Raw genomic sequence first — 17,123 nt, 5'->3', positions numbered from 1 at the left:
TCTAAATTCGCTGACGTCCTTTTTGACTAATTAGTTGTCCTTGTATGTCAGCGATACCAATGTGGGCAATGCAACCTGCATTAAATTGTAAATAGTCATCTTCGATGCCATCAGAGAAAATTACGCCATTCTCTGGCATCAAAGATCCTAGTTGCAGTGGTGAATTAGGCTCAATAGTGCCAAAAGTTAGTGCAACACCTGTTGTTCTACTTGGAAACGGCTCTCTTACACTAAATTGTAGTTTTCGTTCACTCCAACTAAAACCTTGTAACAGAGGGTGCGAAGCTTCTCCTGTAATTGCCATTGCACCCGCAAGAATAGATTGAAACCATCCTGTTGATCCCAGTCCTGTTGATACAATAATACCTGATGAAGATTGCACTTCTTCAGTGCCATTCCATTGCAAAATATACCGTGCGGAAGTGTGGCTTTTAGGACCAATAAATAAGTCATTAACCGCTAATAAAGATTGACCATCATTAGTTGTCGCTTGTGCGAAAGTGACTGTTTTAAAGGGCATTTTTTTATTAATGGTGTTAATAACTGTCTCTTTTAATTGCCCTATTTCAAAGGGTAATAATTTACCATCCCACCTTGATGGATCAGGATTTATAGCAATAATGGGCTGTCCATTAAGGTATTTCAGCGTATTGGCAACAAGCCCATCTTGACCAATCACCACCACAATATCGTGAGATGAGAATTGATAGCTAGGTAATAAACCTCTTTCTAAAAGTTGAAATCGTCCTAATGATTTTAAAATCAACTCAGCTTCTGTGAGTTGCTTTTGATATAAATTGTGTTCATTGAGGTAATCCTTTACCTCAACATTGTTGTGTTCTAAATAGAATTTAGCTTGTGACCAGGTATTAAAGCGCTCAATTAATTCCTGTAAGCGGCTTTTTCTCATCACCAGCACAAAGCGAAAATCTTCGTTACGTTGCATTATTTGCTGCCCTTTTTCATAAATTGGCTAAATAAATCAGGTGTGATATTCAACTCGCCGATTTTTCCTGAATTCAGAGCTAAGGTTTCGAATGCCATTGCCATTAATTGTTGTGAGTCCATTTTTGCTAGAGCCATTGCTTTTAGGTTCTCAACGGGTAATTCACGATAAGCGCGCATGGTAGCTTCAATCGCATAAGCATCCGCTTCTGATTGTGTTCGCTGATTTTCAGCACTTAATGCGACTAGTTCTTTACGTTTTGCTTCCGCATTAACTTTTGCTTCAAGGCGCTCTTTTTCAATCTCAGCTTGTTCGCGTAGTAATGTACGTTCGTTTTCTAAACGTGCTTCTTCAATCTCTTGGCGTTTACGTTGAACAGATAAATCGGTTTCTAATTCAGCCTCTTTAATGGTGCGCTCTTGTTCTACTGAGAATTTACGACGAGCATAAATGGCATCATCGGCTTCTTTCAGTAAGGATTCTCTCGCTTCGGCTTCTAGCGCTTTTAAGGTTTCTGGTGATGGTGTGATTGCCGCTATAGAGACATCTAAAATCGCAATACCTAATGCCTCTAATGAGGGATGTTCAATTAATTGCTCCATTACCAAAGTCACTAATGATTGACTAAGTAATAACGCTTCTCTAAGTGGTGTACTTTGGATCTTTGCTTGAATTAAGGTTTGTGCAATACGTACAACTCTATCACTGAGTTTGAGTGGATCTTCAGAGGCATACGATTTGCCGTTTTTGCTCAAGTTAAAGTTGAGTACTTCTGCGGCTTTTTCAGGTGTTTTAACCTGAAATGAAATTTGCCCTTGAATGCGTAAACCCTGAAAGTCTGAGGTTTGGAAGTTAAAAATAAATGGTGCTTCTTGCGCGTTTAAAGGTAATGCCGCAATAGAGGTTGTGGCGGAGTTATACCAAAAACTCAAGCCTTTACCTTGTTGGCGAACGCGACCATTGACGGATTTGATAATGAATGTTGATGAATCAGCTTTAAAGTAATTTAAATTAAACATAGTGTCTCTCTAGTTAGTGTCCTTGTGACATTAACTGGATTGTGTCCTATCGACACTATCTTTGTCAACTGATTTAGTGTCTTTATGACAAAATTTGATTTTTTGCTGTTTAGGCTTAAAATAGTTTCATCGTTTTTTAATAAAGCTTACGCCATGAATGAACAAGATTTTTTAGCCAGTTATAACCGTCGTGATTTCCTATCTCCACTGATCACCATTGATGCCGTACTGTTTACTTATCATGAAGAGCAGTTAAAAGTGTTGTTGGTGAAAAGAGGGGAGCATCCTGAAAAAGGAAAATGGGGCTTACCAGGTGGATTTATCGATGAAGTGCAAGACAAATGCCTTGAAGATACGGTGCTAAGAAAATTAAAAGAGAAAACGGGCGTGATCCCCCCTTATATAGAGCAACTCTGTTCAGTGGGAAATAGCCAGCGTGATGTAAGAGGTTGGTCGGTGACGGTTTGTTATACCGCGTTAATTGCACATCAAGCCTGTGAAGCGCATATAGATACCGTAGATTCGGTGATGTGGTGTCCTATTGATGAGATTGCACAACAAAGCTTAGCGTTTGATCACCATAAATTAATTGTCCAAGCGAGAGAGCGATTAAAGCAAAAATCACTTTATTCGATTGTTCCCGGATTTGCATTACCAGAAGTATTTACCTTGCCAGAATTGCAACATGTTCATGAAATTCTGATTGGTAAAGAGATCCAGAAAAAATCATTTAGGCGACGCATCGAACAAGCCGATTTATTAATTGATACTGGAGAAAAGCGTGCAGAAAGAGGACGCCCCGCAAGTCTGTATCGACTTAAAGAGGCGTCCGCGGATTATCGTTTTATTCGAAATCTTGAGTTTTAATAGGCTGACATTTTACAAAGTGAGTTGTTTGACAAAGTAGTGAGCACCATCTCGAATGGCGTCATCAGCCACTTTCATCATACGTGAGTAGTGTAAAAAGGCATGTAATGTGCCTGGATACATTTTATATTCACAAGCTAATTGATGGGCTTCTAAGGTTTTAAATAGCGTCACACTATCATCAATAAGTGGGTCATATTGTGCGCTGGCGATAAAGCAAGGCGGAATATCTTGCGTTAAATCATTATTAAATAAGCAATAATAAGGAGCATCGCGACTGCCAAGTGCGGTTAGATATGCATTATCATATTCTTCTAGATCTTGCTGGCGCAATCCATCCCATTCCCCTCCATAAAGGCGACGGCTGGTGGAATCGCGTAATCCATATAATCCATACCAAAGCAAAACTGCACTGATATTGCCGCAGTGAATTTGTTTGTCGCGTAGCCACAATACGGTAGCAAGAGACAGCATTGCACCCGCAGAATCACCCGCAAAACCGATATGTTGCGTATTAATATCATAGTATTTTGCATTTTGATGATAATACTGACAAACCTGCGCTGATTCATCGATGGCTTGGGGATAGCGAGCTTCGGGAGATAATGAATAGTCAATACCAATAACTGCACAACCGGTATAGCAGGCAAGTAGTCGCATAATGCGATCGTGAGTATCTAAGTTCCCTAAAATAAAACCACCGCCATGCAGATAATAGAGTGTTGCGGGTGTTTTTTGTTTGGGTTTATAAAGACGCGTTAATACATTTCCATAAGAAGTACTTACTGAAATATCTTGTATGCTAAACATCTCTGGCGCATCCGCATTCCAATAACGCCTATCTTGATTATAAGCAAGACGCATTGATGGATAACCATCATTTTCTGGCGTAGGTTGAGGATTATCTGCATAAAATTGCATAACTTGCTTCATTTCTGGCGAAATAAGTTCTAGCACATTGATTTTATTTTTAGTTTTCATTCATGCCTCCAATTATCACTGTAGGGTATTGTAAATAATGAGGCTTAATAAACTGGGATCTTGATATCCAATATTGAACGTTAGCGCTAAATGGGAAGTGGGAGTGGTAAATATGTGATCTGACTTTGATTTAAATAAAATGGCAAAAATAGGATTAATTGCACAGTTTTTCTTAACTAAATATAGAGGTGAGAATAGAAATGATTATGATATGTGCTATTGTGTTTTTTATACTTAATCTTATTTTAGAAAAGAAAAATGAAAATAAAATTAGCTATTTTAAGTTTATTTTGCGGCACTATTTTACTAAATGGATGTGCTATTCAATCAATACAGCCGGATGCTCAATCTAATTTGTTATTGAAACCAAAATTAGCCGATGAACCAGAGAAAATGACTCAAAGTGAAATAAAAGAGTTAAATCTTACGGTTAAAGGTTATCCTAAGAATTTATTACGAGTATTACCTAATTATCCTGTAAAAGCGGCTTTTAATAGAATGGAAGGAGAATTAAAGGTTAAATTTGATGTTGACGAAAATGGGTATGTACAAAATATTAGGGTGTTAGATTCCCCTTTAGTGGATGTTTTTGGTTTGTCACTTATTCACGCTATGGAACAATGGCGCTATGAAACAGGAAAACCAGCAAAAGATTTAAATTTTGTTATGGAATTTAAGCTTGGAGCTCAAGATTAAATTTAATATCATGAAAAAAGAGAATAACCCGCGATAAATTAAACGGATTATTCTTTTACTTTATTAATTAGACACTAATTGCACCACAACAAGTCGCCCGCCTTCTTCTGTCGATAATACAAATTGCAACCCATCAGTTAGGGCAATTTTATCGCCAATCGCTATCTGCTTTTTCTCTGGCAATACCATTAATCCATCAATACGCTCATTAACAAGCCACCATATTGAATTGTGATAAACAAAATAACCTACACGCTTTTTCTGTTCATCGGTGGTGCGTTCATTAGGCGCAATAAGGCGATTAACATGCCAAGGAAACAGTGATTGATTACTCCAAACCATTAAGCGGTGATCGTCGGGTCTGAAGCTACCGGCTTTACGTGATGAGTAGAGATTTAAAATCGGCAATTGCCCTTTATATGGGGTGTGACAATAAGGACAAACGGGCTGTGTTTTTCCTGAGAAAACATACCATTGCTGTTCACAGTCTTTATTTTGACAAGGCTGAACTAAATCTACCGTTTTGACTAAAGCGGTTTCCCATTCATCTGCGGTAGGGCGTTGCGAAGGATTGTGTAACCCTGTAATAAAAGCTCTTTCAAAAAGAGGCGTTAGGTATGGCCCCATAATCGTGTATGGGATTTTTTCAGGATCCGCCCAAGGAAGAGATGACGGTTTTACCTGATTCAATTTGACCGCATTGCTACGATCGGTTGGGTGCTCAATAAACAGTGCTTTTTCACCCATAGACAGTGTTTCATCACGCATTTCATCGTCAAGATCGTGAATTTTACCGCCACGTAATGGATGACGATAAAATAGATACATATAGATTAATACCGCAAGTGCGTGTCTATCGGTCGTAATGCTTGGTAAAATACGATTAGGATCTTCTTTCGGTAAATGACTAGTTTTTACCACTTCTGGCGCAATAAAGTCAGGAGTTCCCACAACATCAGGTGGGTATTTGCCGGGAACCACTAAACCGTCAATATCAATAACACAGGCATGACCTTGCTCAGGATCGATAAGGACGTTTTTATAGCTTAAATCACTATGGCATAAGCCTGCGGCATGCATTCGGCGCACGGCACGAGAGAGCAGTAAACAGACTTTCAGATAATTTAATAGATTACCTCTTTCGCGAGGATCGAGAAATTTATTTTGGTTGTTGGCACTTGCAAACCATTTACCTTCTTTTTCTCGGCCTTTTATTGCCAGAAAGTCGTTGTTTTTAGAACCATATTTAAAGAAAAAGTGGGATTGATAAGTCGGAATAACAATACCAATTTTGCCTTGATGTTCGACAACATCTGTTGGCCAGCAAAAGAGGTTTTTCCAATATTCTCCGCCACTTTGCTCAAAGATATTATGTCGATAAGAGCCTGTTATCATATCGATCCTATCTTTAGCTTGTGCATTCTGTTCTGTTTTATAGAAGGCAACAACATAGGTTCGGTCAGGGGAAAAATAGACATCTTTCATTGAGCCAGAGCCAATAATTTCATTGACGTACTGAACTGTTTTTCCACTTTGCGTTGTACAGGTAATGATCTCTGCCATGAAACTCACCCATTCTCTCTTTTATGATTACCAAGCCACAACCAGAGTGCGGTCATCGTGATTGCCTGCTGAAAAGAAATTCAGCCATTCAGCCAATGCTTTATCTGCATTTTCAGGAGAGGCTAAACAAGGCGATATTTCATCAATGAGTGCAGCCCATTTATTGGGATCTTGTAAGCCATTATCTGTTTCAAATACCGGATCAGATACCCCGTCAGTCATTAAAATAAGATGTGAAATTTCTTTCCACTTACCAATAATAATGCGTCGATTAAACTCAGCATCGTTGAGTGCACTGTCATCAAGAAAACGGGTTTGTCCTGCATATTCACCACTATCAGGAGTACCTAAAATGCGCACTTTTCCTGCTGGGCCATAAGCCGCAATAGCACCATCTCCCATCCAAAATGAGGCAGCAAATAACTCATCATTGATACGCAAAGAAACCGTGGCTAATAACGTAGTCGAAAAAGATTTTACCGGTTCATTAATATGAATGGCTTCATTTTTGAGGTTATTAATCGCTAATTGCGCTGCATTACGAAAGAGTTGGGCAAAGAAACTTCCTACTTGATTAATGGCATTATTGTCATTCCATTGATGGATGGCTTCAAGATGAGGTTTAAACGTTTCATTTCCCTTGCTTAACTGTGATTTTAAATAGTGGCTTACGGTATTGATAGCAATGCGTGAGCCTTCACGAGAATAGCGTGCACTACCCGCACCGTCTGCGACAATTAAAATATTCCACTGGCTTTGCTCATCGTGGTGAATATAAAAATCATCATCACGGAATGTACCTGCATGTTCATGAGAGCGACCGCGACGGCTGGCGCCTGCAATACGAATATCTTCTTCAAGAATAAGTTTGCTATCTATATGCGCTTTAGGATAAGGGCTGTCTGCGGGAGGCTCGTTGATTTGCCATAAGCTACGAGGATCAGGATTGATTATTAATAAGACGTCATTGTGATAGCGAGTGTTATTAACAGACCAATGGACAACCAATGTGAAATTGCCACTTTTTGTTGGCATACCTACTAAGCAACGACTTTCAGGATCAAAACTTATTCCAAGTGCTTCAGGAAAATTAACCGCTTCAATTTCAGCAACTTCGAGAGTATCTAGCTCGATATTGAGCATAGAGTTAAACGCGGTACCTACTTTGGCATTAGAAAGAGTAATTTTTGCTGTAGGGCGTTGAATAATCGGTTTTTCTATTGGCATTGGCGATGAGTGTGTTGGAATTTGTCCCGGTTTTAATAGGCTCTCTTCTGGTAATGATATTTCTTCAGAGGCTAAATCGCGGGCTGGTGGCAATAACAGAAGAATAGGTTGTGCTTTGTCTTGCGTTGTTATTTTTTCTGCTGTTTTTGCTTTGATTCTATCAATAATAAAATCAATATGTTGAGCGATTTTCGTATCTTCATACAGCGCAATAACCAACTCTTCATGTACCGGAATACGCTGTTGTGTCAGTGTGTCATCAATAATCAGTTTTGTGAGTAGGGCTTTTTTATCCATTAGCCTTTACCTCGTGTAACATCAAAGTCAGATTGATTGCTGTTATCCCCAAAGGTGATGTTGTTATCACACCAAGGGCAAATAACGGTTTCAGGGCCATTTACACAGAGCAATTTGCCACATTGGCAAACGGCAAAAGCAGTCGCATTACCACAATAAGGGCAACCTGGAGTGCCATGAAGTTCACTGGTATTAACTTGATATGCGGTGGCGCTGAGATCACTCCATGCAAAGTAATCTTCATTTAAGGTGTAGCAACCCGTTAAGTTAAAGCCATTAAGGTTAAGATTAAAATCCAGCCCTGAAGCTTTCATGGGAGGGCGTTCATATTTCATTAAATAAGGTGAGCGTGTGTGGCTACAACGGCCGACAAAAGTGACACAAGATTCATCATAAGCACGCGCGACATCATCTTTTGCAAGGCGAACAATATGCTCTGTTTGACTTAAAAGTGGTGGTGGCTCTTCGCCCACACTTCGGCTATGAGAAACCACTGACATCGTTATCCATTTAATAAAACGAGTAAAATCGCCTTCTTGTGTTTCGGTAAATAACAGTACATTTTCAGTTAATTGCGACAGCACATGTAAGTCTGCACTTAAGCCTAATCCAATCGCAATTAAGTTAACTTTGTTGGCGTAGTGATCTTTCCAGCGCTTGATCTCTTGTGCGTAATCATCGGTAGGCCTGCCATCTGTTAAAAGGTAAACGACAGGCTTCCAATCGCCTTTTTGCTCAAGCGTGGTTTTTCTTACTTGAGTGTCGATTTGGTGAGAAAGTTCTCGTAATGCACTGCCTAATGAAGTGCCTCCTCCTAATGGAAGTTGAGGTGGGTAAAAAGAGACGACTTCAGTGAGTGGAACAATCGTTTTTGCAACGCCAGCAAAGGCGATAATAGAAACATAAGCAGTTTCAAGGGCGTGTGGATCACGCCTTAGATCGCTAATAATAGTTGTCAGACCGTCATTCATCTTTTTTAGGTTTTCACCAATCATCGATTCTGAACAATCTAAAACAAAGAAAATGGGTAGCCTTCTCATTGTTGTACCTTATCACTTTATTGTGGCTGTTATGTATTGTGATGAATAAACCAAAGCCTGAATAAAATAAAAGCAAAGCCTTTTGAAGCGCTTTGCTTTTGCAGATCACAGTACCAGTTGGATTTCAGGAGGTGGTGGCGGTAGGGTATCTTTATCCGTATTCACGCCTGCACTTGAGCTGCCGGATGCAACACTGGCAGAAACCCATTTAAAGAAGCCAGAGAAGGCATTGGAGTCTAGCGTTTCTAAAGCCACTACTTGAGATGTGAGTTCTTTAAGGTGATCGTGTTTGGCTTTCGGGCCAACAGCACAAGCGATGATCGAACCAAATGAACGTTTTTTCACTTCTTTAATCGCTTCACCATAGGCGTAAGCATCAGAAGGTGTGCCATCGGTCATTAAAAAAACGAGAGGGCGCCAGTCACCTTTTTGGTCACCATCAGAGCGTTTAATATCACGATCGACACACTTGATTAGACACTCCAGTGCTGCCCCCGTAAAAGTACCGCCAGAGCTAGGTACAGTGATATCAGAGAATTGGAAATCCTCTAATGCGGTTAATGGGATAAATTCACGTGCTTCATTATCATAGGTAATGATGGAGATATGCACACTTTCTAATGCGTAAGGATCTTGTCTCAATGCATTAAGCATTGTTTGTATGCCAACGTTAACCGCATGAATAGATTCACCCCTCATTGATCCAGAAGTATCGATTAATAGGTAAACAGGGAGTCTTCTCATTAGGTGAAGTCCTTTAAGTAAGAAATGAAGCTATCTGAACTTGAAGGCTCGCCAATGGCGATAAGTTTCCAGCCATTTTCTTCTCTGACTAATTCAGCAAACAGCATTGAACGTTGGTTGTTGAAGGCTTCGCCTCCAGATAAATCAAAACGAGCCATTTCTACATTTTTGGCATCAACAGCGCGGATAAAGGCGTTTTGTACTTTACCGAAGTGTTGTTGTAGCTCTCGACCATTGTAAATCTGAACAATAAAGACAATTTTGGTAAATTTAGGATCAAGTGTGTTTAATTTCACGATGATCTGCTCATCGTCTCCATCGCCAGCACCAGTTCGGTTATCACCCGTTAACCAAATCTGTCCAGATTTGTGTTGTAAGCTATTAAAGAAAATAATATCGCCATTGACGAGAGAAGGTTGCCCGCCTTCAATTTGTCCCAAATCGTTAACTTTACCATTTTCGCCACATAAGAAGGCGATAACATCTAAATCGTATTCTTCGCTTTTTTTACCAAAAAGCCCACCAAGAAATCCGCGTTTTTCTTCGTTGATATCCCAGCCTAAACCGATAGTGACAGAGGAAAGGTCATATTCATTTTTCTTTAAACTAACACCTTGTCCTTTTTTTAAACTAACAGACATATTCATTCCTTTTTTATTTAAAGTACAACGTTAACCTCAGGAGGTGGCGGTGGTAAGTCATCAAGATCATTAATATCTTTCTTAGTTAAATCGACCTTTTGACTACCGACAGAAATACTGGCTGAAACCCACTTAAAGAATGACTTAATGGTGTTGGAGTCCGCAGTATCTAGCTGTAAGACAATTTCGGTGATATTTTTTAGCACATCAGTTTGTGCTGCTCGTCCTGCCGCACACGCAATAACAACACCCGTGCGTGCCGCTTTAAATTTCTCAACGCCTTTTTTCCAATCGTCTGTTGGGGCTCCATCTGTCATCACAAAAACTAATGGGCGCCAATCGCCTTTTGTTTCAGCCGTGGTTTTTTGTACTTCTTTTTCAATACGACTGGAAACTAAAGTAAGTGCTGAACCTAATGCAGTTGTTCCACTTGCGACTAAATCAGGTACTTTAAAATTAATTAAATCAGTGAGCGGTACAATCTGTTGTGCGGTTGAATCAAAGGTGATGATAGAAATATAAGCGGTTTCTAATGCGTAAGGATCCTGGCGTAGTGTTGATAAGAGCATTTCAACGCCATTTTTTACTGCTGCAATAGGTTCTCCATACATAGAACCTGATGTATCAAGTAAAAGGTAAACTGGCAATCTTCTCATGCATTTATCCTGTGAGTGAGATAGAAATAAGCGATTAATATACTAACCGACTCATGAAGGTGTTCAATTGAGATAATGCTTAGTTTAATTAAATTAGGGAAAAAACGCAGTGATGATTGTCCAATATTATTAATCTGAATAAAGATAGCATGAAAAGTAAAATAAAATAGTAATTAAGCTGTTTTTCACACTTAAATTGAGTGGTTGAGTGATTTAATTTTATTAAAGAGAATGTTTTTTATTGTGCTATCACAATAAGAACGGCTCTAAATGATTGACTTATAATGACTAAGTATAAGTACTTTTTTAATTAAAAATAATGAAAATTATGAAAAATTAACTAATTCAATCTGTTGGTATATTGGTAATTTCTATTTTTAACGTGTTCTAAAATAGAAGAAGAGTAAGAATTAATATATAAACTAAATTTGTTAAATAAGTTTTATATATATTTTTTTATTTTTATCATTTTATAAAAAATAACTTGATACCGAAGTATCAAGTTACTTTTTATTATCTATTTTTAATTCTTTTTTTCTTTTTCTTTCTCTGCTATTTCAGCAAGTGTTGATTGAATTAAATTTTCAATATAGTGATCAACTAATAATTCAACAGCTTCACTACGCGTGGAATTATTTAAATAAGATAATCTATCAATCTTACGTAATGCCGACATTTTTAATGAAAGTGAAACTGATTTTTTCTTATCTTTATCGAGATAAACTCGACTTGTCATTCCATTATGACGAAGATCTTCACTGGCAGATAATGCCTCACGCATACGGCGTAATGCTTTGCTATCGAGTTGACCTCGTTCAGTCATTTGATATGCGCGAGAAGCTTTGCTGTACTTTATTTCAGCGCCATAAGAATCTCTTATCTCTTTTAAAACGCGCGTTAACGTAGGCTCTGAGCATTCAAGAGCAGAAATAATCTTAATGGTTGGAACCTTTTTTCCAGAGCTTAAAAGGGTTGCCAGTGTAAAGACTCTGACCTGACGAGTGCTTAATTGCATGCTTAGTTACCACTTATTCTGTCATTCGTGTGTTAAAATATTTAGCAATAATTTCTATTATTCTTGTTCTGTATTTACAAGGATAAATAAAATAAGCTTCCTATTAAATGTAGTATAAATTAATAATTGAAATAAAAAAAATACACTTTTTTAAATAAAAAATTCGCGTTATTTTTATAAGTTCTAGTTAAAGATAACATGCTTTAACTAGAAACTTATAAATCGAAATCAATATAAGATAATTATTTTATCTCATAGAGATTGCCGTCGGTTATAGAGTATTTTATGTTGCGTTAAAACGTTGAGCATTATTTTGTTGGTTAGGAATAATGCCATAAATTTTAGCTCGAGTTAAAATACTCAATGCCCAACGACGATGTGTTGCAGGTTCACACATTGCACCTTGTGATTTAAAGACGGCTTGTGTTGAATTTAAAATACGCAACGCATCTGAATGATCAGATTGAGACACCATGAGCGCTTGTTCAATTTTATGAATTTGCTTTGGATGGATTGCCGTTTTACCAACAAGGCCATTGGCAATATCAAGCGCCAGTTCTTTATCCATAATGTGGTGATCATCAATATGCTCACAAACAGGCGCAGTAAGGGCGAACTGGCGAGCACCAAAGACAGCAACCAACATTTTTATCACGTAACCCATTGGGCCATCATAAAGTGTTAATTGACGATTACGTCTAAGAGAAATGACATTCATTAAGTCATTACCACCAATACGTAATGCAATAATTCTGTTATGGCAAGGGTGAGTTAATAGGTAGTTTGCAAGCTCTGTCATTTGAATAACATCAAACACTTCTTCTGTTTCAAGTGTTGGCATCATGCATAAATGCGTATTTTCAATAATATTCCACCAAACTGGCAGAGAAGCTTGCGTGAACTTAGGCAAAACAAGACCATCGATGGCACTGACATCAAGGTTTTCAGTGATCCATTGACCCATTTCAGTGTGGCGAGGGCGAATAAACAGTAGTGGCCAATGGCTACAATCACTGTTTTTTTTGTGTTCTGCTAAGGTATTTAATAACGCAGCCAAATTTTCTAACGCAACAGGAATATCGGCATCACTCACGGCATCTTCTAAACAAATAATTAAAGAGCGTAACCCTTCAATTTTCTGGTTGATAATCGTTGTTGCGATATCTGTTCGTGTTGCAGGCATATAAAGCGTTGCCCCTAAATTCCACGGGGATAATCGTTCAATCATTATTTCACCTTTTTAATGATAGTCACTGCACGATATTGACCAAGCGCTTGCCCCGCTTCAATAACAGCAATATTTTTTTCCTGCGCAAGATAAACCAGTAACGCAACATCAGGATCGGTTATTTCTCTTACAAGAACATGGTCAGGTACACGGCGTAAAACAGCGCGTGTGGCTTCAGCAATACCGGGTTTTATACGATTGATATTTGAAATATCATATTTGTTTGCAAGTGAACTAACGACGTTTTCGCTCAGCTTTTTTAAGTCTGATTGTTGTTCTTTAAATGTGGCGAGTGGGATATCGTTGTCAATTAATGTATCAACGACTTTTCCAACAGTATCAACAAGGTAACGACTGCATTCATACTGTTTTAAATGTTGGCAATCCACAAAACCGTGAAAGCCTTTTTCAGTCCAAATTGAACGTGAAATTAATCCTGAAACAGGGGCTCCCATGATCCCAAAGGGGATAAGCCAATCTTCATCGCTGGCACTTAACCATGCACAGCCACAAGGATCAGCAAGGACGACAAGGCGAGGTTGAGCTGGATAATCTTTTCGTCCTGATAATGAACGAATAAGTTCACCTGTAATAGCGCCTTTTCCTGTCCATCCATCAACAAAAACAATACCTTCTGTACCGTGGCGTTGTTCTATCCATGAAAGTGCTTCGCTATCAATGCCTCTATCTCGAATAATACTAATACCGTAGTGATAAGAGGTTTTTCCCATTTTACGCAATGTTTGTTGCAACATGACGCCTAAAGGAACACCTGCACGAACCAGGCTTGTTAGGATTATTGGGGTATCACCAAAGCGTTCAATCAGTGATTTAGCCAACATTATGACTTCAGTTGCTAAGCGTGTAGAACCTGTTTCTAGCGCTTTTTCAAAGAGGTCTAAATGCCATGTTGTTGGCTCAGGCTCTTGACTTAGCATGTCAGAATAGTGGCGTTTACCCGACTGTATCAGCTCTTCTTTTAACTCAACGGGCGTCATTTCGATATTCACCGGTTGAAGTAGGAAATCGACATCTCCTGATACATAAGAGCCAGAAAATGGCTTATGATCCATCATGTTTATTCTCCAAAAATTTTTGTGTTAATCGCATCTGCAAATTGGCTTTGACGAGGAAGCCCATACCAACTGCATAATTTCATAAAGCGATGATCACTAAGGCTGTCGCCAAGTCCAATCACTGGGAAAACACCTCGCTCAGCTTTTAATTTATTGAGCAAATAGGTGACAGCTTTACCTTTTTCGATAGGCTCTGGTAACCAAGCAATATTGTTACTGTTGCGATGAATATAAAAACCGTCGGTTGAAAATGTTTTTTCTATTTCATCACCTATGGCGTATAGCTCGTCTAAGCGAGTGCTATCGTTATGCTTCATGACTAAATAAATAGGCAAATCATTATATTCATAGTTAATACGTGCCCAACCATCAATATTTCGCTGCGCCATTAATTGCGTGATTGATTGTTGTAGCGTCAACAAACGCTGTGTATAGGGCGCTAAGCTTTGAGTGATATGATTTTGCCATTGTGCATCTGCATTACCTTCAGGCGTTAAGATCACCGCACCATGTGTGGTGATCGCCCAAGAATGAAACGCAATGGTGACTCGGCTAATTTCTTCCGTTCCGCGCGCAGTAACTGGGATTAAATCTGCGTGCTCTAACATCCAATCGACAAGCATGGCTTGCTCTTGAGTCATAAAGCTACGAGGTTCTAAGCTTCTGTCGAGTGCACCAGTTTTATAGGGTTCTAGCGCTAACTCATCGATCATTTTACGACGTGTTTGAAATAAGGTGTCGTCGAGATCAGTTAAAATAACAGGCTTAGTCATAACTGATTACCTCAACAATAGGGGCAACTTTATTGAGAGCTTCAATCAGTTGCTGATCAATACTTTCGGCTGGTGTTTCACAACAAAGCAAAATACGATCAAATTGTTGATGAGCCACGTTATAGACGAAGTTAGGAATACCTAAACCATAATTATCAGTAAATGTAATCGCTGATTGAATGGCAAAATTGGTTGAAATAGGTGAACGGGTTGTCGAGCTATATTTTACGATAGCACCTTGTTTTTCAAGACGTTCAGCGAGTAAGAACGGTTCCCAGACAAATTCTCCTGATCCTAAAACAAGGATCTTTTCACCCAAAGAAGAATTGATGGATAAGCCTAGATCACTTGCCGGCGTTGTCATTCCTAATCGACCCCAGCTCTGTTTACCGGTGATCGCAACTTGCCCTGATGCAGTAATATTAACATTAGGCATAACAGGTAAAGGCGCGTTTGGATCAGCATCCCATTGCCATTTCCCTTGAACTAAAGCGAGAGTCTTTATCGGTAATGGGGAGCGCTCAGCAATAGAATCACCACTCCAATCAGTTAAGGTTACAGCGATAACCTGCTCAATATGGGTTAATCCACCTTCTTCACGCAGTGCTGAAAGCAGGTTAATAAAGGTATTACCCGTAGTGGCTTCATCATCAATTAATACAACAGTTTTTGCTTGTTGTACCCACTGGCGTTGCTCTGCTGTTTTAGGCAAATAGAGTAAGTGATCTGTCGCGTGGCTGTGATTTTCTTTAAACTCACACAGTAATTCACCCTGAGCAACAGGATGGCGTGTTGATGTTAAATAAATAGCTTGTTGATAGCGATTTCTCACTTCATCAAAAACGCCAGCACCTAAACCGACTGCGGTTTCTGCCATACCAATAAACAGGACGGGGCCTTCAAGTGAGTCAGGAAATTGGCAGGCAAGTTTTTGATAGATTTCACGCATTTTTTTCGGTGAAACAGGAATATGACGCCCCAATACTTTACTGACAAATAAAAATGCACGCTTAGGATTGCGTCTTTCTGCAATATCAAATAATTCATCAAGTAACTCAATAGGGCAATTTGGCGTCACACTTAATGTGCCACAAGAAAGAGGCCGACGATAAACGGATGAGTCACTCATACTATTTTTCATTATTAATTATTATCCGTACTGATTAAGTTTGTTAACGTTGAATTGAAAACAATAGAATCGGTGATTGAGCGTATTTTTGTTGGTGTAAAATGGTTATTTTGGGCTTGAGCCTCTTCAATACTCATTAATCCTAATTGGCGTAAAGCAAAAATACCTGCAAGGTTAATTCCACAATGTTGGGTATAACCAATACCACCAGAAGGGCGCATATTAATTTCAAGTAAGAGCGGGCGACCTTGATGATTATTTCGAGTCTGTACATTCACAAGTCCATCGGCTTTCATCGCTGTTGCGCATGCTTTACCTAATTCATAAGCCTCGCCTGAAATTTCTAAATGCTGTATTGCACCCTCTTTGCGTCGAGCAACAGCGGCAATAACATTACCTTGCTCAACCACCATATCCACAGAGTATTCTGGACCCGGTAAATAAGGCATTAAGACTAAAGGTTCAAAACACTCAACCGCTTTTAATGCATCAAGATATTGTTGAGGATTGACTTGGCGATTTTCTGGGTGATTAAACAGTGTCATCGGCGAAACTTGATTCTCAAAACGCCAAAAACCCATGCCATAAATCCCTTTTACGGGTTTGATGCATAAAGGAATTTCACCAAAAGGAGGCTCTTTGATATGCGCTTCTAATTCATTGATCGATTCAATATAAATAGAAGGTACTGCGGGAAGTCCACATTGTTCCATTGCTTGTGCAAAGGCGACTTTATTATCAGCTAACTGAAGCTGTTCAAGTTGTGTGGCTCCGGTTGTTAATTTTACCCCTAACGACTCAATTTCTTGGCGGTGTAATTCAAACCATGCGCTATTGCGACCCGTGTGAATGACACTGACTTGGTACTGTTTTACAACATCAGCGATAAATTTTAAGCGTAATGTCTCTTCAAGAGGTTCATAAAAAGCCCCATCAGCAAGCGATAAAATCTCATTTCGAGTATGACGATGAGACGCAAGCACAAAGATCTCTTGGCGTTGCTGTTTTGCAAAGTCTTTAACACTTTGAATTATATCGCGTTGTGATGATAAACCTTCCATGAACCAAATTGTGTTATTCATTACTCTGTATACCGTGAAATAAAAGTGTAGGGTTCGATGCCTATAATCATGAAGATTTCGAAGAACTGTGTCAATCATAATATGATTTATTTGAGTTAATTTTAAAATCGAGTGATTGATTACGTTATTATTATGATTTTCTT

17 protein-coding genes are annotated in these 17,123 nt (G+C 39.0%); 2 read left to right on the top strand and 15 right to left on the bottom strand.

Features of this window, described 5'->3' with window-relative positions; genetic code table 11:
* Nucleotide 1: 1 nt before the first annotated feature.
* Both DK857_RS09730 and DK857_RS09725 read right to left on the bottom strand, forming a co-directional pair.
* Nucleotides 2–946 (bottom strand): diacylglycerol kinase catalytic domain-containing protein, encoded by a 945-nt coding sequence (locus tag DK857_RS09730; RefSeq protein WP_109402064.1) that lies wholly within the window; start codon nucleotides 944–946, stop codon nucleotides 2–4.
* The gene (locus tag DK857_RS09725; protein ID WP_109402063.1) at nucleotides 946–1,965 is read right to left on the bottom strand and encodes an SPFH domain-containing protein; all 1,020 of its coding nucleotides are present in this window, start codon (nucleotides 1,963–1,965) and stop codon (nucleotides 946–948) included. The genes DK857_RS09730 and DK857_RS09725 overlap by 1 nt, the downstream gene beginning before the upstream one ends.
* A gap of 153 nt (nucleotides 1,966–2,118) precedes the next feature.
* Here DK857_RS09725 and DK857_RS09720 point away from each other — a divergent pair, with 153 nt between their 5' ends.
* Nucleotides 2,119–2,832, top strand: a complete 714-nt coding sequence (locus tag DK857_RS09720) for an NUDIX hydrolase (protein WP_100271053.1) — start codon at nucleotides 2,119–2,121, stop codon at nucleotides 2,830–2,832.
* A gap of 12 nt (nucleotides 2,833–2,844) precedes the next feature.
* Here DK857_RS09720 and aes read toward each other — a convergent pair whose 3' ends face one another.
* The gene (aes, locus tag DK857_RS09715) at nucleotides 2,845–3,813 is read right to left on the bottom strand and encodes an acetyl esterase (protein ID WP_032056455.1); all 969 of its coding nucleotides are present in this window, start codon (nucleotides 3,811–3,813) and stop codon (nucleotides 2,845–2,847) included.
* A 258-nt stretch (nucleotides 3,814–4,071) separates the two neighbouring features.
* Between aes and DK857_RS09710 the strand changes: the two genes are divergently transcribed.
* Complete coding sequence (locus DK857_RS09710) at nucleotides 4,072–4,509, top strand: TonB family protein (protein ID WP_100271052.1); 438 nt, start codon at nucleotides 4,072–4,074, stop codon at nucleotides 4,507–4,509.
* 63 nt (nucleotides 4,510–4,572) lie between these two features.
* Here DK857_RS09710 and DK857_RS09705 read toward each other — a convergent pair whose 3' ends face one another.
* The 12 genes from DK857_RS09705 to DK857_RS09650 form a co-directional block, all read right to left on the bottom strand.
* A complete protein-coding gene (locus tag DK857_RS09705; protein WP_100271051.1) occupies nucleotides 4,573–6,072 on the bottom strand; it encodes a helix-hairpin-helix domain-containing protein in 1,500 nt (499 codons plus the stop codon).
* A gap of 27 nt (nucleotides 6,073–6,099) precedes the next feature.
* Nucleotides 6,100–7,596, bottom strand: a complete 1,497-nt coding sequence (locus DK857_RS09700; RefSeq protein ID WP_100271050.1) for a PP2C family serine/threonine-protein phosphatase — start codon at nucleotides 7,594–7,596, stop codon at nucleotides 6,100–6,102.
* Nucleotides 7,596–8,636 (bottom strand): TerY-C metal binding domain-containing protein, encoded by a 1,041-nt coding sequence (locus DK857_RS09695; protein ID WP_100271049.1) that lies wholly within the window; start codon nucleotides 8,634–8,636, stop codon nucleotides 7,596–7,598. The genes DK857_RS09700 and DK857_RS09695 overlap by 1 nt, the downstream gene beginning before the upstream one ends.
* Nucleotides 8,637–8,741: 105 nt before the next feature.
* Nucleotides 8,742–9,380, bottom strand: coding sequence for a vWA domain-containing protein (locus DK857_RS09690; RefSeq protein ID WP_075672662.1), 639 nt, complete (start codon nucleotides 9,378–9,380; stop codon nucleotides 8,742–8,744).
* Entirely contained in the window at nucleotides 9,380–10,021 is a 642-nt protein-coding gene (locus DK857_RS09685) for a TerD family protein (RefSeq protein ID WP_100271048.1), read from the bottom strand. Before DK857_RS09685 ends, DK857_RS09690 begins: the two co-directional genes overlap by 1 nt.
* A 17-nt stretch (nucleotides 10,022–10,038) precedes the next feature.
* The gene (locus tag DK857_RS09680; RefSeq protein WP_100271047.1) at nucleotides 10,039–10,677 is read right to left on the bottom strand and encodes a vWA domain-containing protein; all 639 of its coding nucleotides are present in this window, start codon (nucleotides 10,675–10,677) and stop codon (nucleotides 10,039–10,041) included.
* A 523-nt stretch (nucleotides 10,678–11,200) separates the two neighbouring features.
* Complete coding sequence (locus DK857_RS09675; RefSeq protein ID WP_023582799.1) at nucleotides 11,201–11,692, bottom strand: hypothetical protein; 492 nt, start codon at nucleotides 11,690–11,692, stop codon at nucleotides 11,201–11,203.
* Nucleotides 11,693–11,975: 283 nt separating this feature from the next.
* A complete protein-coding gene (locus tag DK857_RS09670; RefSeq protein WP_109402062.1) occupies nucleotides 11,976–12,920 on the bottom strand; it encodes an HpcH/HpaI aldolase/citrate lyase family protein in 945 nt (314 codons plus the stop codon).
* Nucleotides 12,920–13,996: a cysteine protease StiP family protein gene (locus tag DK857_RS09665; protein WP_109402061.1), complete on the bottom strand. Its 1,077-nt coding sequence runs from the start codon at nucleotides 13,994–13,996 to the stop codon at nucleotides 12,920–12,922. The genes DK857_RS09670 and DK857_RS09665 overlap by 1 nt, the downstream gene beginning before the upstream one ends.
* 2 nt (nucleotides 13,997–13,998) lie before the next feature.
* Nucleotides 13,999–14,769, bottom strand: a complete 771-nt coding sequence (locus DK857_RS09660; RefSeq protein WP_109402060.1) for an HAD family hydrolase — start codon at nucleotides 14,767–14,769, stop codon at nucleotides 13,999–14,001.
* Complete coding sequence (locus DK857_RS09655) at nucleotides 14,762–15,898, bottom strand: phosphoribosyltransferase domain-containing protein (RefSeq protein WP_193528594.1); 1,137 nt, start codon at nucleotides 15,896–15,898, stop codon at nucleotides 14,762–14,764. The genes DK857_RS09660 and DK857_RS09655 overlap by 8 nt, the downstream gene beginning before the upstream one ends.
* Before the next feature lie 14 nt (nucleotides 15,899–15,912).
* Entirely contained in the window at nucleotides 15,913–16,980 is a 1,068-nt protein-coding gene (locus DK857_RS09650; RefSeq protein WP_109402058.1) for an ATP-grasp domain-containing protein, read from the bottom strand.
* Between the last annotated feature and the right edge of the window lie 143 nt (nucleotides 16,981–17,123).

Source organism: Proteus terrae (assembly GCF_003144325.1).
GTDB classification, from domain to species: Bacteria; Pseudomonadota; Gammaproteobacteria; order Enterobacterales; family Enterobacteriaceae; genus Proteus; species Proteus terrae.
Note: the sequence above shows the minus strand (reverse complement) of the source record. Positions and strands in the feature narration are given on the sequence as shown.